The following is a 20,286-nucleotide window of genomic DNA, read 5'->3' on the forward strand; positions in this document are numbered from 1 at the left end:
TCGTTTGGTATTGGCGTCCAGCTGTTCCGGGCGCGGCGGGCGAGCCAGTGTTCCTAGACCCTGTTGAGGGCTAACTGGGCGAGCTAATCGACGAGTTTGGCGAGCCGGCGCGACAGGGACTCCAGACGCGGTTGCTCCCGGTGCCGGGGTTGTGCTTGTACTTTTTTCAGATTCGCTGCCGTGCTGGTCGGCAAGCACCAAGATTTGGACGCATCGTGCCCCGCGAAATAGAGCCTTCTGTGTGGAGGCCCGACATCGGCCGCATCGAAGTACAGCTGGTTGCAGGCACCAACGCGCCGCCCGTGCTGCTGGAGCGAACGCCTGAGGTCGAATGGGCGGATCACGCCTTCACATCGGTGCTCGCTGCTAGCCAGCGCTTGGCGGACTTGCTGGCGACGCTTGAGGCGGTGGGTGCACGTTACTGCGTTTTTGGCGGATGGTTGCGCGATATGCTTGCGGCACATGCATACGGTACGCCGGGGCCTCGGGACGTTGACGTTGTCGTCGTCGATATTGGTATCGATGCGCTGATAGCAGCGCTCCCAGCTGATATTCGTCCGACCATGTTTGGCGGGGTGCAAAGTGCTGCAGAACCGGTGCCCTTTGATATCTGGCCGCTCCACGAAACCTTCCTGATCCGCAAGCTTTCTATGCCGGTCTCATTTGGCAGCCTTCTCCAGACGGCTGACTTCAACATCAACGCGGCGCTCTACTTCCCAGCGCAAGCGGGATTGGCATCGGCGATCCTTGATGCTGGCATGCTGAACGCTATCCGGCGCAAATGCATATCGTTCAACGCAAGTCATTTGCCTTTTCCGATTATGCAATGCTCGCGGCTCCTTGCTTACAGCGTCAAGCTCAACTTGGATTTCGATGCAGCTGTGATCGCCTTCATGCGAGAAATTCTGAGGAATTCTAGCAATCAGGCGCAAATCATCGAAGGCTTGCGGCGCTATCAACCGAGAGTTGCAGATAAAGCGATTGCAGCGATCTTGTCGATTGTCGGGGGTGGATATTGAAAAGTTTCTATTTTTCCAATTGCATGGCGGCGTTTGAAGGTGGGGGCGTGAAAGGGGCTGCCTATGCCGGCGCCTATGCGCAAGCGGTCGCCGCTGGCATTCGCTTTAGCGAAGTTGCCGGCAGTTCGGCTGGTTCGGTCGTTGCAGCACTGATCGCCGCGGGCGCCTCGGCACCCTCGGTGCGCAAGCGCATGCTCGCGACCGATTTTGCCGGACTGGTGAAGCCTCCGCAACCGGACAAGGCACCATACAGGAAGAGCGGATTGCCCTTTTATGCGGGGGCATTGCGCCTTGGGAACGGCGAGTGGCTAGATGCAATTGAAGCAGGCGGCCTGCATAGTAGCAGTGCGCTCTATGATTGGATTGAGCAGAACCTGCGTGAAGTGCTCGCCGAGCAGGGGCGCGATCTACCCGAGCGGCCGATCCACTTCAGAGATTTGACCCTCCCGCTCTACATAGTCGCCGCCGATGTCGCCCAGAAGCGGCCCAAACTTTGGAGCCACGATACTACCCCCGACGAGTCGGTGGCGCTCGCCGTGCAGTCATCTTGTGCGATCCCTGTGTTCTTTCAGCCGGTGATTACTGCTGCGTCTGTCTTAATCGATGGCGGTGCTGTCAGCAATTTACCGACTTTCGTGTTTCCTCCGCACAAGGGGCATCAAGGGCGCTTTGCGGAGAAGACGCTCGCGTTCCGGCTCAAATCGAAGCCTTCGTCGCAATCGGCCGAGTTTAAGGACGCCTTGGGCTATGCGCTGGGCGTTGCAAGTACATTAGTGACTTCTGCTACTCAAATCCAGCAATCACTTCAGGATGGCATCTACCCGGTAGAGATCGACACCGGCGAGATCGCTGCGACCGATTTTGGACTAATGACCCCAGAACTCCGCCAGACATTGTTCGACAGCGGTGTGACTGCAATGCGCAAGTTCGTCGCTGGGGAGCGGGAGATCGTCGGACGCCACCGCGCCGCCAAGAGGTTCGAAGGATTTGACGAGCGGCTACACGGCTATGTCCATGCCTTTGGCGAGGCGCGCTCGACGATCTGGATTTCGGACGTATCGACCTATTGGCTGTGGTTCGTCTTTCCCTCCCTTGCCGCCGCGATTCGGCGGGGTGTGCAAGTGCGCATGGCCGCAGGACCTGCACCAGCCGGCAAGGGAGCCGAGGAGGCCAAGCGGCGCGCTTTACTCCAATCAATGGGCTGCGAAGTTAAAGAGTGTCCGATTGCCTTCACCGGCATCTTGGTCGATTATCCAAGCGATGCCGCCACGTCAGTGATCAGTTCGGAGCGCGGCGCAGTCGGTGAGGATTTCCACTACGGGTCCGAGATCGTCCGCATCTACACCAGCGATGATGATCTGCCGATAATCAATAGCCTGGGTGTCGGTCTCGCCGAGCAATTCGGTGCGGCAAGCTCATCGCTAGAACCTGCGGAGTTCAAAATCGAGCCGATGGAGCGCGGGGAGCTGTTCACCGCGCTTTCCACCGTTCGTTATTATGAGAACGCGCGGTTCGAGATCTACGACCTGCCTCTCGATGCCAGTTTACGCGTCAGCCAGACGCGTGTGAAGGAATTCAAGCTTCTCCAGGTCGCCGGACTCGTCCAGGAATTCGACAAGACGGGCATCGAGCTGTTCGCGCCGTGCCGCTACCGTCTACCCGACGGTTCTAAGAGCATCATTACGCCGCCGGTCGCGGAGATGACGCAGCAGGGGCCCGTCCTGATCGAGGGCCACACGCGTGCCTTTTACGCTTCACAGCAGGGCCGGACCCATTTGAAGGCTGTAATTGTCTACCAGGTCCAGGCAGCATTTCCGCTCGAACCGAGGCCCTTTGTCGATCTCAGGATCTCGCACGAGACGATCGAAGTTGCGGCGAACATGCCAGGACGCAATCCGTCCTTGATGCGCAACATCGAGGGTGCCTTGCACCCATAAGCCGTCGGTCAGAACCGCAATGAGCTACCGGGTCCTGCCAAACTGTGCGTAACTGGATTAAGCACCGGCAGCAATGTGGCTCCTTGCTTCCTTTTGCACGATCAGACCGGGCACCTAAGGGCCAACATCGATCGTCTGCCCCCTGGTTGGCCTGCCAAGAACGAGACGTCTTCAACGCCCGCTAAGGGTCAAATCAAGCCCTTCATCATCCGCTCAGCGGGGCGACTGCTACGGGTCGCGAGCCGAAATTCACGCTGATAACCTACCGCCTTTTGGAAGGCGCGGGTTGACTTCACAGCGACTCCGGCCATCGACGTGCGCCATGATAGATGCGCAATATCTGAAGCGCGTTGTCCTTGACGCGATAGGGAACGATGTAGGGCGTCTTGTCGATGATGAATTCGCGCGTTCCAGGCACGCGGCCGGGGCGGCCGATAGGCGGATTCTCGGCAAGAGTCGTCTCGACCATTTCGAGAAGGTGAAGGGCGACGCGTCGCGCAGCCGCGGGATTGTCCCGCGAAATGTCTGTGCGTAGGGCGGCGAGATCGTCGATCGCCTCGGGCGACCAGATGATCTTCAAGGTCGACGCGTTTCGTCAGGCGTTTCCCAGCTCTCGATCCAATGACGCACGTCTTCATGTTCAACGCCGCCGCCGCGATCGAGAGAGCCCAGGGCTTGGCGAATTCCGGCGACTTGCCACTCGTTGGCGTCGAGATATTCGGCGATCGCCTCGGCCGTGAGAAAGGAGCGGCTGCGGCCCGTGCTCGCCGCGAGGCTGGCGAGCCGCTTCTTGATCTCGGGACCGACCCTCACGGTGAAGGTCTCGGATGTTTCGCGCTTTGTGCGCTTGATCTTTGCAGCCGGTGATTGCATGTACACAACATAACACACCGCCTGTCGGCGACAATTGTCATTCAACAATATCCGGGAGGACGGCGCGTCGCCTTTCGTTGCCTCCTGTCCCGCGCTGGCCTAAGAGAGTGCGCCATGCAGAATGCGCCTTTGCTCATGCCCGCCGCGGACACGCTTGCCGAATTGCGCGACGAGATCGACCGGATCGATCGCGACATGCATCGGCTGTTGATGGAGCGCGGCGAGATCATCGACCGGCTGATCGCCGTGAAGCGCGCGCAGGGCGTCGGCTGCGCCTTTCGACCCGATCGCGAGGCGCAGATGATGCGTGCGCTGGTCGAGCGTCACCAGGGGCTCCTGCCGCTCGACGCCGTCGAGGGCGTATGGCGCGTCATCGTTTCGACCTTCACCTATGTGCAGGCGAATTATTCGGTGCATGCGGATGATTCCGGCGGCGACGCGCAGATGCGCGATTCGGCGCGCTTCCACTTCGGCTTCACCGTTCCCTATGTCGCGCATCACGGCGCTGGCGCTGTGATCGACGCGGTCGCCGCGTCGACCGGCGATCTGGGGATACTGCGCGCGACGGGCGGGCTGTCGGATGGCGCCTGGTGGATGCGCCTCGTCGGCGAAGGCGCTCCCAAGATCATCGCGCGCCTGCCTTTCGTCGAGCGGCCCAATCATCCTGCGGGTCTGCCGATGTTCGTCGTCGCGCGGCTTCCGGCCGACGCAATGGCGCAGGGCGTGACGCTTTATGCCGTCGGCCTCGCGCGCTGGACTCACGCGCTGCCCGCCGCTTTCCAGACGCTCAAAGGTGAAATCCTCGCGAGCGCCCCGCATCCGGAAGGGCTGGCGCTGCTTGTCGCGGCCGCCGGCGACGCTGACGCGCAGTCCTTCGCCAAAGCCTTGGCCGAAGCGGGGGTGGAGGGCGCGCGCGTCGACGTGATCGGCAGCCATGCGATGCGCTTCCAGCTTAACGACGCGCGCAGCGGCGTCTTCGCGCCAGGCGATTGATCATGACGAAGCCCACCCCCCGTTCAACCGTTCTCGCGATCGACGCTTATGTGCCCGGCAGGAGCGCCGCGCCGGGCGCTGCGCGCGTGTTCAAATTGTCGGCCAATGAGACGCCGCTGGGGCCATCTCCGCGCGCGGTAGAGGCCTTGCGCAGCATGGCCGGCGAGATTGCGCTTTATCCCGAAGGCTCTTCGCGCGCCCTGCGCGAGGCGATCGGCGCGCGTTACGCGCTAAACCCAGATCGGATCATCGCCGGCGCCGGCTCGGATAATCTTCTGGAGCTGCTTGCGCTCGCCTACATCGGGCCAGGCGACGAGGGCGTTTACAGCCAGCACGGGTTCCTTGAATACAAGATCGTCACTCTGGCTGCGGGGGGAACGCCGGTTGTCGCTCCCGAGACGAACTACACGGCGGAGGTTGACGCGCTTCTTGCCTGTGTGAGCGAGAGAACAAAGATCGTATTTCTCGCCAATCCAAATAATCCGACGGGAACGTTTTTGCGCGCGAGCGAAGTCTCGCGGCTGGCGCGTTCGCTTCCCGCGCATGTGCTGCTCGTGCTCGATTCCGCCTATGCCGAATATGTCCTGCGCGAGGATTACGAGGCGGGCGTCGCGCTGGTCGACGCGCATGAAAATGTCGTGATGACCCGCACCTTCTCGAAAATTTACGGCCTTGCGGGCCTGCGCGTTGGCTGGGCCTATGGACCCGCGCATGTGATCGACGCGCTGAACCGAATCCGCTCGCCCTTCAATGTCTCGAGCGCGGGTTCAGCAGCGGCGATCGCCGCGCTGTCGGATCGCGCGCATCTCGACGCGGCGATCGCGCATAATGACCGCTGGCTGCCGTGGCTCTCGCGAGAAATTTCCGCGCTCGGTCTCGACGTTCTGCCGAGCGTCGCCAATTTCGTCGCCATACGTTTTCCGGACGCGCCGGGATTGACGGCCGTCGACGCCGACCGCTTCCTCATGTCGCGCGGTCTGGTGCTGCGCGCCATCGGCGCCTATGGCATGGGGGAATTCCTGCGGCTTACCGTCGGCGCGCAGGAGGCGAATGAACGCGTCGTCGAAGCGCTTGCTGAATTCATGCAGAGCGCCCGGGCGCTGCAAAACGCGCAAGCAGACGTTCATGGCTGATCCTGCGTGTGAACGCCTGGCGCTGATCGGCGTCGGACTCATCGGCTCATCGATCGCGCGTGCGGCGCGCCAATTCGGCGCAGCCCGGCGCATCGCGGTGATGGATTCATCGCAAGAGGTCGTCGGCCGCGCCGGCGAACTCGGTCTCGCCGACGTTGCGACACAAGATTTTGCGCAGGCGGTTCGTGGAGCCGATCTCGTCATTGTGTGCACGCCTGTCGGCGCTTGCGGCGACGTTGCGCAATGCCTCGCGCCGCATCTGGAAAAGGGCGCGGTTCTTTCCGACGTCGGCTCGGTGAAAGGCGCCGTCGTCGCGCAGATGACGCCGCATCTTGCCGAACCGGCGCGCTTCATTCCCGCCCATCCGATCGCCGGCACGGAGTTCTCCGGGCCGGACGCAGGATTCGCCACGCTGTTTCAAAACCGTTGGTGCATTCTCACGCCGCCCGACAACGCCGACGCCGCAGCCGTGGAAAAGCTGACGACATTCTGGATGCGTTTGGGGGCCAACGTCGAGACGATGAGCGTCGCGCATCATGACGCCGTGCTCGCGCTGACGAGCCACCTGCCGCATCTGATCGCCTATAATATCGTCGGAACGGCGGATGATTTCGGCGACGAGACGCGTTCCGAGGTCATCAAATTCTCGGCGTCCGGCTTTCGCGATTTCACGCGCATCGCCGCGTCGGATCCCATCATGTGGCGAGACATCTTCCTCGCCAACAAGGACGCCGTTCTGCAGATGCTCGGACGCTTCAACGAAGATCTCAGCGTGCTACAGCGGATGATCAGGCGGGGCGACGGGGAAGGACTGCTGGAATTCTTCTCGCGCACCCGCGACATCCGCCGCTCGATCGTCGAGCAGGGCCAGGACACGGCCGCGCCTGACTTCGGAAGGCGAGCCGAAGGGCGGTGAAGACCGTCTCTCCACGGCCGCTGTCTTCACGGGAATCACATATGACCGAAGCGAATTTCGACGCGCTGCGCGCCGCTTTCGAAAACGCCGTTCCCGGCTATGACGCGCTGCGACGCAAACTCATTCCGCATTTCGACGCCTTCTATGGAACCGCGCTCGATCTTCTCGAAGAGGTCGTGGGCGAGGGAGAATTTCGATGCGTCGACCTTGGCGTCGGCACGGGTCTTTTGTCGGAAATGATTCTCAAGCGGTTTCGCGGCGCGCAGGTCGAAGGCGTCGATCTCGCGCCGAAGATGCTCGATGCGGCGCGCGAACGGCTTGCGATTTACGGCGCGCGCCTGCGCCTGTCGCTCGCGGACTATGCAACCACGTCGCTCCCTGGGCCGCTCGACGCCGTCGTCTCGGCGCTCTCGATCCACCATCTCGATCACGAGGCGAAGCGCCGCCTCTTCCGGCGGATTCATGATGCGCTGCGACCCGGCGGCGTTTTCATCAACGCCGACCAGTCGCTCGGCGCGACCAGTGAAATCGAGGACGCCTATCAGCGCCGTTGGGAAGCGGATGTCCGAGCTTCGGGAATCGCCGCCGATGATTTCGCGGCGGCGAGAAAGCGCACAGAACTCGATCGCAGCGCGACCTTCGCAGATCAGATCGCCTGGCTCGAAGACGCGGGGTTCCGCTATGCGGACATTGGCTGGAAGCGCCACCGCTTTACGGTGTTTTACGCCCGCCGTTAGGATCGTTTTTTGACGCGTTGCCGATTCGCAAGGCATCGCCGGCGTTGCGCGAGATGACCTGCTGCACGGCGCCGGACAGCGCCGCGAGCAGCCAGGGCAGCTGAACGTCAATGCGCAGCAAATCTTTTAGCACCGTGATCTGCGCCGATGCCGCCTGGCCGAGCGCCCTCACGTGAACCGTCGCCACGTCCCCCGCCCAAGTGACTTCGGAATGCGCGACCTTGTCCACATATTCGCGCTGCATCTTTGTCAGCTGTTCGGAGACTCGGGCTTTCGCCGCTTCGACGCCGAGATCATGCGGCACTGTGACGGTGATGGCGTTCGACATAGGCTTCCTCCACTTGCCACAATGTAGGCGCCCTCTGAGGGATTAGAAGAATGGCGCGGCTAAAGGCGATGACGAGAACCGGGATCTCTCGCGAGCTTGTACGATGTACAGTCGAGGTTGCGCTCGCTCTGGCGTTAAGCGTGGTCGCAACTTCCGCTGGGGCGCTCGACGCGCCGTCGCCTCCACGACGTCCGGAGTTTCAAGCCGTGCCCTTGCCCGGGGCAAAGCCCGCGGCAGGCGACAAGCCGCCGCAAGGGGAGACCCAGTCCGCCGAGGATTGCATGGCGAATCTGCGCGCGGCTGGCGTCGCTTTCGAACCCGCCGAAGCGCCTGCCGGCGCGCTTGACGGTTGCGCGATCGAGGCGCCCGTGCGTCTCGTTTCGGTGACGGCCGGCATACGGCGCATTGCGCTCATCGCAAAGCCGCTGCTGGCTTGCGGCTTCGCGCTGCAGTTTTCCGATTACGTGAAAAATTTGCTGGCGCCGCTCGGCGCCGGGACGATGGTCGCCTCGCTCGTCGCGATCGACACAGGTTCGGGATACGAATGCCGCGGCCGCAATCATGATAACGGGGCCAAGCTGAGCGCGCACGCCAAAGGGCTCGCTCTTGATGTCGGCGCATTTGTTTTCTCGGACGGTCGAAAGATCGCCGTCGACGCTCAGCCGGACGCTCAATCGACCGCTTACGTCAGAGGGCTACGAACGGCGGCGTGCGGCTGGTTCACCACGATCCTGGGCCCTGGATCAGATCCCTATCACGCAAGCCATCTTCATTTCGACATCGAGCGCCATGGATCGAATGGCGGCTATCGAATCTGCCAATAGTCGAAAAAAATAGAATTCCCTGCGCTGAAACGTTAAGGTGCCGTTCATCTTTCATGGTGAACGCGACGCGCCGGCGTGGCACGCCGCAGCGATGCAGCGTTGTCGCTTCGGATGGACAACACAGGGAGGCTTGGAATCGTGATCGATGACTATGGCGAGATCAACACAGCCAAGGCGAATTTCGACGAAATCTATGTAATGGATGACCCAAGGTCGTACTATTCTGTCCTGGGTGGTTTGGATTACATGATTCCCGACGTCGCTGAGCCCGTCATCCGGCAGGTGCTTGCGGCAAAGGCTTCCGGCGGAAATAAGCCAGTCGTCCTCGACGTCGGTTGTTCGTACGGCATCAATGCCGCAGTGCACCGTTTTCCGCTCAGTTTCGATACGCTGAGGCGTCGATATGCACGGCGCGAACTGGTGGAACTATCCTCCGATGATTTGTTGCGGCTCGACGCCAATTATTTCGCGGCCTGGCCGGATCGCGGCCTGGCGAGCTTTATCGGCCTCGACGTCTCGGAGCCTGCGATTCTTTACGCAAAAAGCGTTGGTCTGATCGCGGACGGCGTCATCGCCGATCTCGAGGAGAATGAGTTGACGTCGGACGCTGCGCGCATCGTCTCCCGCGCGGACGTCATCCTCTCGACGGGCTGCATCGGTTACCTGGGCGAAGCGACTTTCCGCAGGCTGCTGGCGCAGATGAAGCGGCGGCCATGGGTGATCTCCTTCGTGCTGCGCATGTTTCCCTTCGATGGCGTTGCGCAGACGCTCGGCGACTTTGGCTACGTCACGGAGCACTTGGACGGCGCCACCTTCATCCAGCGGCGCTTCCGAAACGGCGATGAATTCGAGCACACGTTGCAGACTCTCGCGGCCCTCGGAAAAGACACGCATGGCCTGGAGGCGGAGGGCCTCTACCACGCCGACCTCTACATTTCCCGTCCCGCCGAGGAAACGGCGCAACTGCCGCTCTGCGACTTCGTCACGATCGCGAGCGGCCGCTATCGGTCGTTCGGACCGCGCTATGTCCATGTCGAGACCGAAGAAGGCAAGCTCGTCACGCTCGAGCCTTGAGCGCGCAATCGCCTAGGGCGCGCTCGGCGAAGTGAGCGTGGTCAGACGGAGACCGGTCTCACCTGTCGCGGTTCACCTCGACGATGCGAGTAGGCCGAGCCGCGTCAGCTCGTGCTCGCGAATGTTGCGGGTGATCGGATAATAGCCGCCTTTTTTCGCCTGGGTCTGGCCATCTCTCGAAAGCACATATGTGACGAACTCGCCGCTCAGCGCGTCGATCGGCTTTTTGGGATCCTTCAGCAGATAGACGTAGAGGCCTCGCGCCAGCGGATATTTGCGCGAATAGGTATTGTCGAAGGAGGAGTCGTAGCAGCCCTTGCCGGCAGTCACGGGAACGGCGCGCACTGCGTCCGTCCTATAGCCGATGCCTGAATAGCCGATCGCAGACTTGTCGGCGCCGACGGCGCTCACGACGGCTTCGGATCCGACCTGCATCTTGATGTCGTCCTTGAAATCGGCGCCGCTCAAGACATGCTGTTTGAAGAGCTTGTAAGTGCCGGAAAGGGTGTTGCGGCTGTACATGGCGATCGGCTTGGCCGCCCACTCGCCGGTCAAACCAAGTTCGCCCCAGGTGCGGATGCTTTTTCCGCCGCCGCTTTTCGGATCGGCCGCAAAAACCCGTTCCATCTGCTCCATGCTGATGCACTGGAGCGGATTGTCCTTATGGACATAAATCGCGAGAGCGTCGATCGCGACCAGAACCGCCGTTGGCTTGTAGCCGAATTTCGCTTGGAAGGCGGCGATCTCGTCCGGCGTCATTTGACGCGACATTGGACCGAGTTGCGCTTCTCCCGAGAGGAGCGCCGGCGGCGCCGTGTTCGAGCCCTTGCCGACAAGTTCGATCGACACATTCGGGTAGATCGACTGAAACCCTTCGGCCCAGAGCTCCATTTCGTGATGCATCGTGTCCGAGCCGATCGACCTCAATTTTCCCGACAGTCCGTTGACGACCTTGTAGGGGGAGAGCTCCAAATCGAGCGCAACAGCGCCGGCGGCCACAACCACGAAAGCCGCGACGGCGGCGGAGAGGGCTCGCAGTTTCATGGCTTTGCTTTTCTCCGTTGCATCAATCATTGCGGCCGAAACCACCTCGCCGCGGCAAGCGCGCGATCGACGTGGAACGGCCGGGGGATCGTCCTCTAGGCGGATTTCAGTGAGTCGTTCTTGCTTTCGCCGCAATTTCGCTCGGCGAAATGACAGGCGCATGACGCCAATGCGACGGCGCGGCCGCGCAGCGTGCAGCTCAAGAAAAAGCGCAAAAAAAAACCGGAAGGCGAGGCGTCGCCTTCCGGTTTGACGTGATGCGGCCGCTGCGCGAAGGCGCCGCCGCGTCTGTTCGTCAGTAGCTGTAATACATGTCGAATTCGACCGGATGCGGCGTCATTTCGAAGCGCATCACGTCCTGCATCTTGAGGTCGATGTAGGAGTTGATGAAGTCCTCGTTGAAGACGCCGCCGGCCGTCAGATAGGCATGGTCGGCTTTGAGATTCGCGAGCGCTTCGCGCAGGCTGCCGCACACCGTCGGGATGGCCTTCAATTCTTCCGGCGGGAGATCGTAGAGATCCTTGTCGGCCGGTCCGCCCGGATCAATCTTATTGGCGATGCCGTCGAGGCCCGCCATCAGCATGGCGGCGAAGGCCAGATAGGGATTCGCCGTCGGATCGGGGAAACGAACCTCGACGCGCTTCGCCTTCGGGCTGGAGCTGAAGGGGATGCGGCACGACGCCGAGCGGTTGCGTGACGAATAAGCGAGCAGCACTGGCGCCTCATAGCCCGGAACCAGACGCTTATACGAGTTGGTCGACGGGTTGGTGAAGGCGTTCAGCGACTTCGCATGCTTGATGATGCCGCCGATGTACCACAGGCACTCCTGAGAGAGGCCGGCGTATTTGTCGCCTGCGAAGACCGGCTTGCCGTCCTTCCAGATCGACTGATGGACGTGCATGCCCGAACCGTTGTCGCCAAACACCGGCTTCGGCATGAAGGTCGCCGACTTGCCGTAGGAATGCGCCACCTGATGGATCGCATACTTATAGATCTGCAGGTGGTCGGCGACCGTGACGAGCGTCTCGAACTTCAGACCGAGTTCGTGCTGGGCCGAGGCGACTTCGTGATGGTGCTTCTCGACCTTGACGCCCATGGCTGACATGGCGGCGAGCATCTCGCTGCGCATGTCCTGTCCGGCGTCGACCGGCGGCACCGGGAAGTAGCCGCCTTTGGTGCGCACGCGGTGGCCGAGATTGCCGCCTTCATAGGCCGTGCCGCTATTGGAGGGCAGCTCGGTCGAATCGAGCGTGAAGCCCGTATCGTAGGGCTCGGTCGAAAAGCGCACGTCGTCAAAGACGAAGAATTCGGCCTCGGGACCGAAAAAAGCCGTGTCGCCGACGCCAGTCGATTTCAGATGCTCCATCGCCTTCTTGGCCACGCCGCGCGGGTCGCGGTTGTAGGGCTGGCCCGTCGAGGGCTCTACGACGTCGCAGACGACGGAGAGCGTCGACGCCGCGAAGAACGGGTCCACGGCGATGGAATTCAGATCCGGAAGGAGCGTCATGTCCGATTCATTGATCGCTTTCCAGCCGGCGATCGACGAGCCGTCGAACATGATGCCTTCGGTCAAAGCTTCTTCATCGACAATGGAAACGTCGAACGTCACATGCTGCCACTTGCCGCGCGGGTCGGTAAACCGGAAATCGACGTATTTAACGTCGTTATCCTTGATCTGCTTAAGAACGTCCTTGGCCGTTGTCATGTGGTTCGATGCCTCTCTTTGCTGATCTTGCTGTTTAGTTGTTTTCGCGTTGGGCGCGGCGGAACGTCTGAAGATGTTGGCGAGAAAGCTCATGGGCGGGGGCTCAGTGCTAGATGGCGTCCGCGCCGGTCTCGCCGGTGCGAATTCGGATCGCGCCTTCGACGTTGGAAACAAAAATCTTGCCATCGCCGATTCGGCCGGTTTGCGCCGCCGTGCGTATCGCCTCGACGGCGCGCTCCACGGCGTCGTCCGCAAGAACGATCTCGATTTTAACTTTCGGTAGGAAATCAACGACATATTCGGCGCCGCGATAGAGTTCCGTGTGCCCTTTTTGACGGCCAAAACCCTTCGCCTCGGTGACCGTAATCCCCTGGAGGCCCGCCGCCTGCAGCGCTTCCTTCACTTCATCGAGCTTGAACGGCTTAATGATCGCCTCGACCTTTTTCATCAAATCCCCCGCGCGCTTAGCTTAAGCCCCGGCCCGCTAGCGACTTTGGCTCTGCTGAAGAGCCGCCGAGCTTCTAACATTGCCGCCCTAGTCGCGCCATGGCCAAAGTTCCGGCGCCAACCCAAGTCTGTCGCCTATTAAACACACAGTATGCACTTATTTTAGGCCATAAGCCTAACTTATAGGCTCTGTTGGCTCGTCGACGATGGCAGGCAGGTCTTCCCGGGCGCCCCATTCCGACCAGGAGCCGTCATACACCGTGGCCGGCGGACGCCCCGCCGCCGCGAGCGCGAGGCTGATGAGGCAAGCCGTGAGCCCGGAGCCGCAGGTGGCGATGACCGGCGCGTCGGGATTGACGCCCGCCGAGGCAAAGGCCGCTTCGAGCCCGGGCTTGTCCTTTAGCTTTCCGCCTTCGAGGACATCGCCGAATGGAAGGTTCAGCGCGCCGGGCATGTGGCCGGAGCGCAGGCCCGGGCGCGGCTCAGGCGCCCATCCGTGGAAACGCTCCGCGCCGCGCGCGTCGACCACCTGCGGCCCGCCGAGATCAAGCGCGCGCCGCACCGCCTGCGCGTCGGCGACCAGGCTCGCGTCGAAACGGGGCGTAAAAACCGCCGGCGCTCTCTTGCGCGCCTCGCCCTGTTCGAGCGGGCGGCCTTCGCCCTGCCACGCAGGAAGGCCGCCCGCGAGGATCGAGACGCGTTCCGCGCCGAAGACGGTAAGCGTCCACCAGAGACGCGGCGCTGAAAATATGCCGACGCTGTCGTACACGACGGCCTGCATTCCGTCTCCATATCCGAGCCGGCGCATCTCCGCCGCGAAGACTTCGGGCTTGGGCAGCATATGCGGCAAGTCGGTGGACGGATCGGCGATCGCGTCTATATCGAAGAACTGCGCGCCGGGAACATGCCCCGCAAGGAACTCGGCGCGAGCGTCGCGGCCAGTCACCGGCATGTGCCACGACGCGTCCAGGACAACGAGATCCGGCGCGTCGAGACGCTCTGCGAGCCACGCCGTGGTGACGAAGAGCTTTTCGGGATCAATTCTATGCGACATCGTCCGCTCGCTGCGCCCGACGCTGCTTGCATCCGGCGGTCCGGCGTTCACAATACGCCGATTCGATTCTCACGCCATTGGCGCTTGACCGACATGCTCGACATTCCAGGCAAGGCCTGCGGCTCCTGCTTCTTCTGCTGCAAGGTTCTTGAAATTGACGAATTCAAGAAGCCGGCGGGCAAGCTCTGCGAGCATTGCGTGCTGACGGGCGGCTGCGGCGTTTATGACACGCGTCCGGACGTGTGTCGCGACTACTACTGCCGATGGAAAGACGAGCGCAGCTTTTCCTCGCAACTGCGACCCGACAAGGTCGGCACGCTGCTGATGGATGACCCGGACAGCGACGAATACCACGCGGTCTGCGACCCGGAAAAGCCGTTTTCCTGGCGCAATCCTCTCGTATTCAAGCATCTTGTCGCCGAGGCGAAGGCGGGACGGCTCGTCGTCGCAAAGGCGGGGTTGCGGGCATGGCGCATTTTCGACGACGGACGGTGGCAAGAATGGGCCTGAGCCTCAGAGCCGCGCGCGCCAAGAATTCGACCGAGAATTCCGAGGAATTGTCTGCGCCGAGCGACGCTTCGAGGCCATGAGAGCGGCCGCCCGGCTTTCTTGCCTTGCGGCGCGCGGCGGCTGCGCCGCCGCAGCGATGTCGGTAGCGCTCTGCGCGCCCGCCGCCGCGGAGATGCTCAGGGCGCATTACGCCTTGAGTCTCATGGGGCTCTCCATCGGCAGCGCATCCGCTTCCGGCATCGTCGACGCGCAGAATTACCGCGTTGATATCTCGATGCGGACGACAGGGCTCGCCAATCTCATCAACAACGCCAAGGGCGCCGCCAGCGCGAGCGGCGGCCTGACCGCCGGCGGTCCGTCGCCGGCAAATTACGCCAACACCACATCAAACAGCGAGGAGACGCGTACGGTGCGCATGTCGCTCGCCGGCAACGCGGTGCGCGCGGTGGAGGTGAGGCCCGCGCCTTGGGACGCCGAAGCGCGCGTCCCCGTGACGGAAAGGGCCAAGCGCCACATCGTGGATCCGGTCAGCGCGCTGATCATGCGCGTGCCGCCTGGAGAGGAGCTCACGGGTCCTTCGGCGTGCAACCGAACCATTTCCGTTTTTGACGGCGTGACGCGTTTCGACGTGGAGCTCGCCTATGCCGGCGATCACACGGCGCAAACGCGAGGTTACGCCGGCCCCGTCACCGTATGTTCGGCGCGTTACACCCCGATCGCCGGGCATCGCCCCGACAGCTCCGCGACACGCTATATGGCGAACAATCACGACATCAGCGTTTGGCTCGCGCCGCTTCCCGAAGCGCGCGTCGTGGTGCCGATTCACATTGCGATCGGCACCGCCGCCGGCAAGCTCGTCATCGACGCGTCGGAGTTCCAGATCGAGCAGCGCCGCGCCGATTTCAGGCGCTGACCGGCTTCGGCCGATTTCACTCGACGCGAACTTCCTTGGTCTTTTTCCGGTTCATGCGGTCGGACTCATATTCGAGATATCTGACTTCCAGAGGGTCGGAGCCCTTATTCGGGCGCAGACAGAATGACGGGCGCGGCGAAAAGCCTCCGTCCTGCGCCTCGAAGCAATCCGAGAAGCGCACCTCGCACTGAAACATCGTTTCGCTTTTTGGCGCCGCCCGCGCCACGACGGCGCGCGCCTTCTCGATCGCCTGCCTACAGACGTCGGGGTTGAAGCCCCAGGCCTCGCAGTCGCTTTGCGTCGCCATATATTTGCCGTCGGCTGAACAGACGGGCGAGCGTCGGAACGCGTAGTAGGCTGAAAATCCAGCGGCCGCGACAGCGACAGCGATGATGAAAAACTTGAACATCGGACTTCACGCTCGCGAGATGGACTGTTGCCGCGCTCCGATAGATAGTCGTCGGCGCGCAGCGGCGGCAAGCGCAAACTGAGCCCTTGTACGAGCTTTGATGCGGCGATGCAGCGCAGCGGCGGCCCTGTCGGTCGCTTGACAGCGCTTTGCGTCTGCAATACTCCGAAACCACCGCATTTCGGAACCGCGGCCGAGAGCTGCGAGCATTATAGCTCTCCGGACGCGGCTAGGGCCGAATAAGCGATGCAGACGCGTTCCCGCCTAGGTGAGGTCGACGTTGAACCAAAACCGAGGCGGGCCGACGTCAGCCATGCTTTCCACTTGACCAATTCGACGAAGAAAGCAACGCCGCGGTCGCGGATTGCAGCCTGAATCTCGGCTTGTGGCGAAACCGGCAGTGTGTGTGACAAAAGGAGGAAACTATGGGCGCTATTCTTGAACTGACGAGCTATGCAGCGACCCCGGTCGGCATGATCGCGATCATCGTCATCGGCGCGGCCGCGTATTTCGCCGCCCGCTGGGTGTTCAGCGACTAAAACAAGCTTCAGCATTCAAAACGCGGCGCGCTGGCCTTAGGCCAGCGCGCCGTTTTTGTTTGTCTGCTCGCCCGCGTTCGGCGCGCGCAAAGAGGCTTGCATCCGTGGGAGCCTGCGGTATTGTGACGTACGCCCCACCTCTAACGGGCAGGGCGCGCCGGACCCGCCGGGCTCCAGGATTGGGGTGCGTCCTAGGCCAGTGCGGGGCGATCTCGACCAATACGCTGCGCTTCGCGCGGCGGCGGAGGCTGAATGGCTCCTACCTCTTCGATCAGGGCCGCGAATGACCACAGGGACGGCGCGCGCGCCGCTCGGCCCAATGGCGCCGACGGCGTCCGCGCGACGGCGGAGGCGGATCGCATCGACGTCGCCATTGCCGATAAGAGCCCGCTGATCCTCGCGGGGCTGGACAAGCTGCTGTCGGACGACCGCCGGTTCACCCTTGTAGCGAAGCTGACGGACGGCGAAGAATTTCTCGAAGCGGCGCGTCAGCAGAAATTCACTATCGCCGTCATCGGCTGGCAATTGCCGACGCTGCACGCCCGCGACGTCTTGCGCGCGCTGTCGCGGCAAGTCGCGGCGCCGAAGATCGTCGTCTACAGCGGCACCAATGATCCAGCCGCGCCGGCCGAAACTCTGCAGCTTGGCGGCGCAGGCTTCGTCTCCAAGCGCGCGCCGCCGGAGCGGCTTCTGGATGTGTTGGCCGCGGTGGCGGCGGGCGACATGGTGTTTCCCTTCGTCGACATCCGCAAGATGCGGAGCGACCCGCTGGAAAATCTAACCCTACGGGAGCGGAGCCTGTTATCGGCGCTCGGCTCCGGCCACACCAACAGTCAGCTCGCCAAGGATTTCGGCGTCTCGATCAACACGATCAAATTCCATCTGCGCAATCTTTTCGAAAAGCTCGATGTGCGCAATCGGGCGCAGGCGATCGCGCTCTTCCTGGAGATGAAGCACGGCGCATATCCAGGCGGGGCCGGCGGGCGCAGCATGGAGCCGGCGGGCGCGTCGCGCGGAAGACGGCACCGTTCGGACTAGATCACGCTGCATTTGGTCGGAATCGCCAAAATGCAGATAAATTGATCGATTCCAAAAGTTCAGAGCGCGCTCAACGCGAAAAACCGGTTTCCACTTTTTCGCGAGCCGCGCTCTAGGCGCGCATGGGCGGCGCCCTCTATGGGCAATGGCCGGACTAAGGCGCGGGAAACAGCGCGTCGCTTTTTCCGGTCAGCCGATAGGCGACCAGTCCCGCCCACTCATGCGCGGCGAATTCCACAAGTCCGAGCGCTTTCGTCGCGAAACGCGGGAATTCGAGCCCAGAGTCGCCGCTGGTGCGATAGTCGACCGGATAAGCGATCACGTCGAAGCCCGCCTGACGGAACACGCCGACGGCGCGTGGCATGTGAATCGCCGAGGTGACGAGCAGCCAACGCGCGCCAGGCTTGGGGCGAAGCAGTTCGTGCGTGAAGACGGCGTTCTCGTAACTATTGCGCGAGCGACGCTCATAAAGAACGTCGCCCTGATCGAGTCCGATCTCACGCCAGAAGCGCTGCACCGCGTCGGCTTCAGAGTAGGGCGAAGCCTGCGGCGCGGCGGAGCCGCCGGTAAAGACGAGACGCGCATTGGGATATTTGCGTTTGAGCGCGATCGGCGCGGTCAGGCGCTCGGCGGCATCGACCAGCGTCGGACGATCGCGGCTGGCGCTCAGCCGCTCGTCGATCGTTCCGCCGAGCACGATGATGCCGTCGGGCGCCGGCATATCGTCGGGCGGCGGAGGAAAACGCGCCTCGAGCGGACCCGCAAGGAGACCGCCGAGCGGTCCGAAGGCCATCAGCAGCAAGGCGAGCGCGCTTACGGTCGAGAGCGCGCGTCCCCAAGTTTTCCAGCGCGTGAACAGCAGCGTTGCGCCGATGACGGCGAGGAAAATGAAAAAATGGACCGGCGCCAGAACGAACGCGAAGCTTTTCGAGACGATGAAGAACATCGGTTCATGCATCTTTCCGGCGCGTCATCGCGCGCAAAGCGGCGGAAGCGAAGGTATTGCGGACGGCTTCGCTTCGCGCGCAATGGCGCCTTCGCTGCGACCAATCACATATTCGGATAGTTCGGTCCGCCGCCGCCCTCCGGCGGAACCCAGGTGATATTTTGCGCCGGGTCCTTGATGTCGCAGGTTTTGCAGTGAACGCAATTCTGCGCGTTGATCACAAAGCGCGGATCACGGCGCGTCGTCTCATCGGCATAGACCACCTCATAGACGCCCGCCGGGCAATAGAGTCGCGCGGGCTCGCCGTAGATCGGGAGATTGCGCGCGATCGGAATCGCGGGATCGGCAAGCTTCAGATGAACCGGCTGATCCTCCTCGTGATTGGTGTTCGAGACGAACACCGACGACAGCTTGTCGAAGGCGAGCTCGCTGGCGCGTTTGGGATAGACGATCGGCGTGACTTCCGAGAGCGGCTTTAAGGTCTCGTAATCGGCCTTGCCGTGCTTGAGCGTGCCGAAGAAGGAAAAGCCGAAAAGTTCGTTCATCCACATGTCGAGGCCAAAGAGTGGCGCGCCGACATAGGTGCCGTATTTCGACCAGAGCGGCTTGACGTTGCGCACCGGCTTTAAATCGCGGCCGATCTCGGAGGCCCGCCAGGCGGCGTCATAGGCGTCGACCGCGTCATGCGCGCGGCCTTCGCCGATCGCCGCCGCGATATGCTCGGCGCACAGAATGCCCGAGACAATGGCGTTGTGGGACCCTTTGATGCGCGGCACGTTCATGAAGCCCGCGGCGCAGCCGACCAGCGCGCCGCCCGGCATGACGAGCTTTGGCACGCTCTGCCACCCGCCTTCCGTCAGCGCGCGCGCACCATAGGAAAGACGTTCGCCGCCTTCGAGGGTGGGCGCGATCATCGGATGCGTCTTGAAGCGCTGAAACTCGTCGAAGGGAGAGAGCGTCGGATTTGAATAGTTGAGATGCACGACGAAACCGATCGACACGAGATCGTCGTCGAAATGATAGAGGAAAGAGCCGCCGCCGGTGTCGGCCGCAAGCGGCCAGCCGAAGGAATGCTGCACAAGTCCATCCTTGTGTTTCTCCTTCGGAATGCGCCAAAGCTCCTTGAAGCCGATGCCGAATTTCTGCGGCTCGCTGTTTGCGCAAAGGTCGTATTTGGCCAGCAACTGCTTGGTGAGCGAACCGCGCGCGCCTTCGGCGAAGATCGTATATTTGCCTTTGAGCTCCATCCCGCGGGTGAAGCTGTCCTTGGGTTTGCCGTCGCGTCCCACGCCCATGTCGCCGGTCGCGACGCCGACGACTTCGCCCTTGTCGCCGTAAAGAACTTCGGCGCCGGCGAATCCGGGATAGATCTCGACGCCAAGGTTTTCCGCTTCCGAGGCGAGAAAGCGCACGACATTGCCGAGCGAGCCGATGAAATTGCCGTGATTGTTCATCAGCCGCGGCATCAAAATATTAGGAATGCGAATGCTGGCTTTTTCCGACAGCAACAGGAAATGGTCCTCATGCACTTTCGTCTTCAGCGGCGCGTCGTCGCGCGTGCGCCACTCGGGCAGAAGCCGGTCGAGACCGATCGGATCAATGACCGCGCCGGAGAGAATATGCGCGCCGGGCTCGGAGCCTTTCTCGATGACCACGACGGAGAGATCCGGCGCAACTTGCTTCAAGCGAATCGCCGCGGCGAGGCCGGCCGGGCCCGCGCCGACCACGACCACGTCATATTCCATAGATTCGCGTGGCGGCAGCTCCGTATCTTCAGCCATTTTCAATCCCTTTTGCCTTTTCTTGGAGGCATTCTAGCCTTTTTGCCGCCGTCGCGGCAAAAGGAG

The 20,286-nt window shown here is 62.2% G+C and carries 21 protein-coding genes; 11 read left to right on the forward strand and 10 right to left on the reverse strand.

The features are described from left to right. The first annotated feature begins 155 nt into the window (after positions 1–155). Complete coding sequence (locus tag HUN39_RS01560) at positions 156–1,019, forward strand: hypothetical protein (RefSeq protein ID WP_175092750.1); 864 nt, start codon at positions 156–158, stop codon at positions 1,017–1,019. Beyond that, on the forward strand, positions 1,016–2,956 hold the full coding sequence (locus HUN39_RS01565) for a patatin-like phospholipase family protein (RefSeq protein ID WP_175092751.1): 1,941 nt from the start codon (positions 1,016–1,018) through the stop codon (positions 2,954–2,956). Before HUN39_RS01560 ends, HUN39_RS01565 begins: the two co-directional genes overlap by 4 nt. A gap of 292 nt (positions 2,957–3,248) precedes the next feature. Here HUN39_RS01565 and HUN39_RS01570 read toward each other — a convergent pair whose 3' ends face one another. Together HUN39_RS01570 and HUN39_RS01575 are read right to left on the reverse strand one after the other, a co-directional pair. Then, on the reverse strand, positions 3,249–3,536 hold the full coding sequence (locus tag HUN39_RS01570) for a type II toxin-antitoxin system RelE/ParE family toxin (RefSeq protein ID WP_175092752.1): 288 nt from the start codon (positions 3,534–3,536) through the stop codon (positions 3,249–3,251). Continuing rightward, a complete protein-coding gene (locus tag HUN39_RS01575) occupies positions 3,533–3,829 on the reverse strand; it encodes a CopG family ribbon-helix-helix protein (RefSeq protein ID WP_269750290.1) in 297 nt (98 codons plus the stop codon). Before HUN39_RS01575 ends, HUN39_RS01570 begins: the two co-directional genes overlap by 4 nt. Before the next feature lie 114 nt (positions 3,830–3,943). Between HUN39_RS01575 and HUN39_RS01580 the strand changes: the two genes are divergently transcribed. Genes HUN39_RS01580 through HUN39_RS01595 form a run of 4 tightly spaced genes read left to right on the forward strand, consistent with a single transcriptional unit; the run spans position 3,944 to position 7,608 of the window. Then, positions 3,944–4,822 carry a chorismate mutase gene (locus HUN39_RS01580; RefSeq protein WP_175092754.1) on the forward strand — a complete coding sequence of 293 codons (879 nt, stop codon included), beginning with the start codon at positions 3,944–3,946 and terminating at the stop codon, positions 4,820–4,822. A 2-nt stretch (positions 4,823–4,824) separates the two neighbouring features. Then, entirely contained in the window at positions 4,825–5,955 is a 1,131-nt protein-coding gene (gene hisC / locus HUN39_RS01585) for a histidinol-phosphate transaminase (protein WP_175092755.1), read from the forward strand. Next, positions 5,948–6,871 (forward strand): prephenate/arogenate dehydrogenase family protein, encoded by a 924-nt coding sequence (locus tag HUN39_RS01590; protein ID WP_175092756.1) that lies wholly within the window; start codon positions 5,948–5,950, stop codon positions 6,869–6,871. Before hisC ends, HUN39_RS01590 begins: the two co-directional genes overlap by 8 nt. A 41-nt stretch (positions 6,872–6,912) precedes the next feature. Continuing rightward, positions 6,913–7,608, forward strand: a complete 696-nt coding sequence (locus tag HUN39_RS01595) for a class I SAM-dependent methyltransferase (RefSeq protein ID WP_175092757.1) — start codon at positions 6,913–6,915, stop codon at positions 7,606–7,608. Here HUN39_RS01595 and HUN39_RS01600 read toward each other — a convergent pair. Then, positions 7,583–7,936 carry a polyhydroxyalkanoic acid system family protein gene (locus tag HUN39_RS01600; protein WP_175092758.1) on the reverse strand — a complete coding sequence of 118 codons (354 nt, stop codon included), beginning with the start codon at positions 7,934–7,936 and terminating at the stop codon, positions 7,583–7,585. The two genes, HUN39_RS01595 and HUN39_RS01600, sit on opposite strands and share 26 nt — an antisense overlap. A 140-nt stretch (positions 7,937–8,076) precedes the next feature. Here HUN39_RS01600 and HUN39_RS01605 point away from each other — a divergent pair, with 140 nt between their 5' ends. Continuing rightward, complete coding sequence (locus tag HUN39_RS01605) at positions 8,077–8,760, forward strand: extensin-like domain-containing protein (RefSeq protein ID WP_332310700.1); 684 nt, start codon at positions 8,077–8,079, stop codon at positions 8,758–8,760. 111 nt (positions 8,761–8,871) lie between these two features. After that, the gene (locus HUN39_RS01610; RefSeq protein ID WP_175092820.1) at positions 8,872–9,834 is read left to right on the forward strand and encodes a class I SAM-dependent methyltransferase; all 963 of its coding nucleotides are present in this window, start codon (positions 8,872–8,874) and stop codon (positions 9,832–9,834) included. A gap of 72 nt (positions 9,835–9,906) precedes the next feature. On the opposite strand, the gene HUN39_RS01615 is transcribed toward HUN39_RS01610, so the two are convergent. From HUN39_RS01615 to sseA, 4 genes are all read right to left on the reverse strand, one after another. Continuing rightward, entirely contained in the window at positions 9,907–10,878 is a 972-nt protein-coding gene (locus HUN39_RS01615; protein ID WP_175092760.1) for a PstS family phosphate ABC transporter substrate-binding protein, read from the reverse strand. A gap of 295 nt (positions 10,879–11,173) precedes the next feature. Further along, on the reverse strand, positions 11,174–12,583 hold the full coding sequence (glnA, locus tag HUN39_RS01620; RefSeq protein WP_175092761.1) for a type I glutamate--ammonia ligase: 1,410 nt from the start codon (positions 12,581–12,583) through the stop codon (positions 11,174–11,176). A 109-nt stretch (positions 12,584–12,692) separates the two neighbouring features. Then, positions 12,693–13,031: a P-II family nitrogen regulator gene (locus HUN39_RS01625; protein ID WP_014890136.1), complete on the reverse strand. Its 339-nt coding sequence runs from the start codon at positions 13,029–13,031 to the stop codon at positions 12,693–12,695. 174 nt (positions 13,032–13,205) lie between these two features. After that, the gene (sseA, locus tag HUN39_RS01630; RefSeq protein ID WP_175092762.1) at positions 13,206–14,084 is read right to left on the reverse strand and encodes a 3-mercaptopyruvate sulfurtransferase; all 879 of its coding nucleotides are present in this window, start codon (positions 14,082–14,084) and stop codon (positions 13,206–13,208) included. 93 nt (positions 14,085–14,177) lie between these two features. Between sseA and HUN39_RS01635 the strand changes: the two genes are divergently transcribed. Together HUN39_RS01635 and HUN39_RS01640 are read left to right on the forward strand one after the other, a co-directional pair. Further along, entirely contained in the window at positions 14,178–14,594 is a 417-nt protein-coding gene (locus HUN39_RS01635; RefSeq protein ID WP_175092763.1) for a hypothetical protein, read from the forward strand. A 76-nt stretch (positions 14,595–14,670) separates the two neighbouring features. Beyond that, positions 14,671–15,507: a DUF3108 domain-containing protein gene (locus tag HUN39_RS01640; RefSeq protein WP_175092764.1), complete on the forward strand. Its 837-nt coding sequence runs from the start codon at positions 14,671–14,673 to the stop codon at positions 15,505–15,507. 16 nt (positions 15,508–15,523) lie between these two features. Here HUN39_RS01640 and HUN39_RS01645 read toward each other — a convergent pair whose 3' ends face one another. Further along, the gene (locus HUN39_RS01645) at positions 15,524–15,916 is read right to left on the reverse strand and encodes a DUF1190 domain-containing protein (protein ID WP_175092765.1); all 393 of its coding nucleotides are present in this window, start codon (positions 15,914–15,916) and stop codon (positions 15,524–15,526) included. A 791-nt stretch (positions 15,917–16,707) separates the two neighbouring features. Here HUN39_RS01645 and HUN39_RS01650 point away from each other — a divergent pair. Next, complete coding sequence (locus HUN39_RS01650; protein ID WP_175092766.1) at positions 16,708–17,493, forward strand: response regulator transcription factor; 786 nt, start codon at positions 16,708–16,710, stop codon at positions 17,491–17,493. Between the two features lie 154 nt (positions 17,494–17,647). On the opposite strand, the gene HUN39_RS01655 is transcribed toward HUN39_RS01650, so the two are convergent. Together HUN39_RS01655 and HUN39_RS01660 are read right to left on the reverse strand one after the other, a co-directional pair. After that, positions 17,648–18,451: a YdcF family protein gene (locus HUN39_RS01655; RefSeq protein ID WP_408631384.1), complete on the reverse strand. Its 804-nt coding sequence runs from the start codon at positions 18,449–18,451 to the stop codon at positions 17,648–17,650. 92 nt (positions 18,452–18,543) lie between these two features. Beyond that, positions 18,544–20,220 (reverse strand): electron transfer flavoprotein-ubiquinone oxidoreductase, encoded by a 1,677-nt coding sequence (locus HUN39_RS01660; RefSeq protein WP_175092767.1) that lies wholly within the window; start codon positions 20,218–20,220, stop codon positions 18,544–18,546. Between the last annotated feature and the right edge of the window lie 66 nt (positions 20,221–20,286).

Origin of the sequence: Methylocystis silviterrae, assembly GCF_013350005.1 — a bacterium.
Classification (GTDB): Bacteria; Pseudomonadota; Alphaproteobacteria; order Rhizobiales; family Beijerinckiaceae; genus Methylocystis; species Methylocystis silviterrae.

Bases quoted from the DNA above. Each gene is read 5' to 3' on its own strand.
- HUN39_RS01625 (WP_014890136.1), bottom strand. From the start codon at position 13,031: ATGAAAAAGGTCGAGGCGATCATTAAGCCGTTCAAGCTCGATGAAGTG.
- HUN39_RS01640 (WP_175092764.1), top strand. From the start codon at position 14,671: ATGAGAGCGGCCGCCCGGCTTTCTTGCCTTGCGGCGCGCGGCGGCTGC.
- HUN39_RS01655 (WP_408631384.1), bottom strand. From the start codon at position 18,451: ATGCATGAACCGATGTTCTTCATCGTCTCGAAAAGCTTCGCGTTCGTT.
- HUN39_RS01635 (WP_175092763.1), top strand. From the start codon at position 14,178: ATGCTCGACATTCCAGGCAAGGCCTGCGGCTCCTGCTTCTTCTGCTGC.
- HUN39_RS01590 (WP_175092756.1), top strand. From the start codon at position 5,948: ATGGCTGATCCTGCGTGTGAACGCCTGGCGCTGATCGGCGTCGGACTC.
- HUN39_RS01575 (WP_269750290.1), bottom strand. From the start codon at position 3,829: ATGCAATCACCGGCTGCAAAGATCAAGCGCACAAAGCGCGAAACATCC.
- HUN39_RS01660 (WP_175092767.1), bottom strand. From the start codon at position 20,220: ATGGCTGAAGATACGGAGCTGCCGCCACGCGAATCTATGGAATATGAC.
- HUN39_RS01645 (WP_175092765.1), bottom strand. From the start codon at position 15,916: ATGTTCAAGTTTTTCATCATCGCTGTCGCTGTCGCGGCCGCTGGATTT.
- HUN39_RS01650 (WP_175092766.1), top strand. From the start codon at position 16,708: ATGGCTCCTACCTCTTCGATCAGGGCCGCGAATGACCACAGGGACGGC.
- HUN39_RS01595 (WP_175092757.1), top strand. From the start codon at position 6,913: ATGACCGAAGCGAATTTCGACGCGCTGCGCGCCGCTTTCGAAAACGCC.
- hisC (WP_175092755.1), top strand. From the start codon at position 4,825: ATGACGAAGCCCACCCCCCGTTCAACCGTTCTCGCGATCGACGCTTAT.
- sseA (WP_175092762.1), bottom strand. From the start codon at position 14,084: ATGTCGCATAGAATTGATCCCGAAAAGCTCTTCGTCACCACGGCGTGG.
- HUN39_RS01580 (WP_175092754.1), top strand. From the start codon at position 3,944: ATGCAGAATGCGCCTTTGCTCATGCCCGCCGCGGACACGCTTGCCGAA.
- glnA (WP_175092761.1), bottom strand. From the start codon at position 12,583: ATGACAACGGCCAAGGACGTTCTTAAGCAGATCAAGGATAACGACGTT.
- HUN39_RS01610 (WP_175092820.1), top strand. From the start codon at position 8,872: ATGGACAACACAGGGAGGCTTGGAATCGTGATCGATGACTATGGCGAG.
- HUN39_RS01600 (WP_175092758.1), bottom strand. From the start codon at position 7,936: ATGTCGAACGCCATCACCGTCACAGTGCCGCATGATCTCGGCGTCGAA.
- HUN39_RS01615 (WP_175092760.1), bottom strand. From the start codon at position 10,878: ATGAAACTGCGAGCCCTCTCCGCCGCCGTCGCGGCTTTCGTGGTTGTG.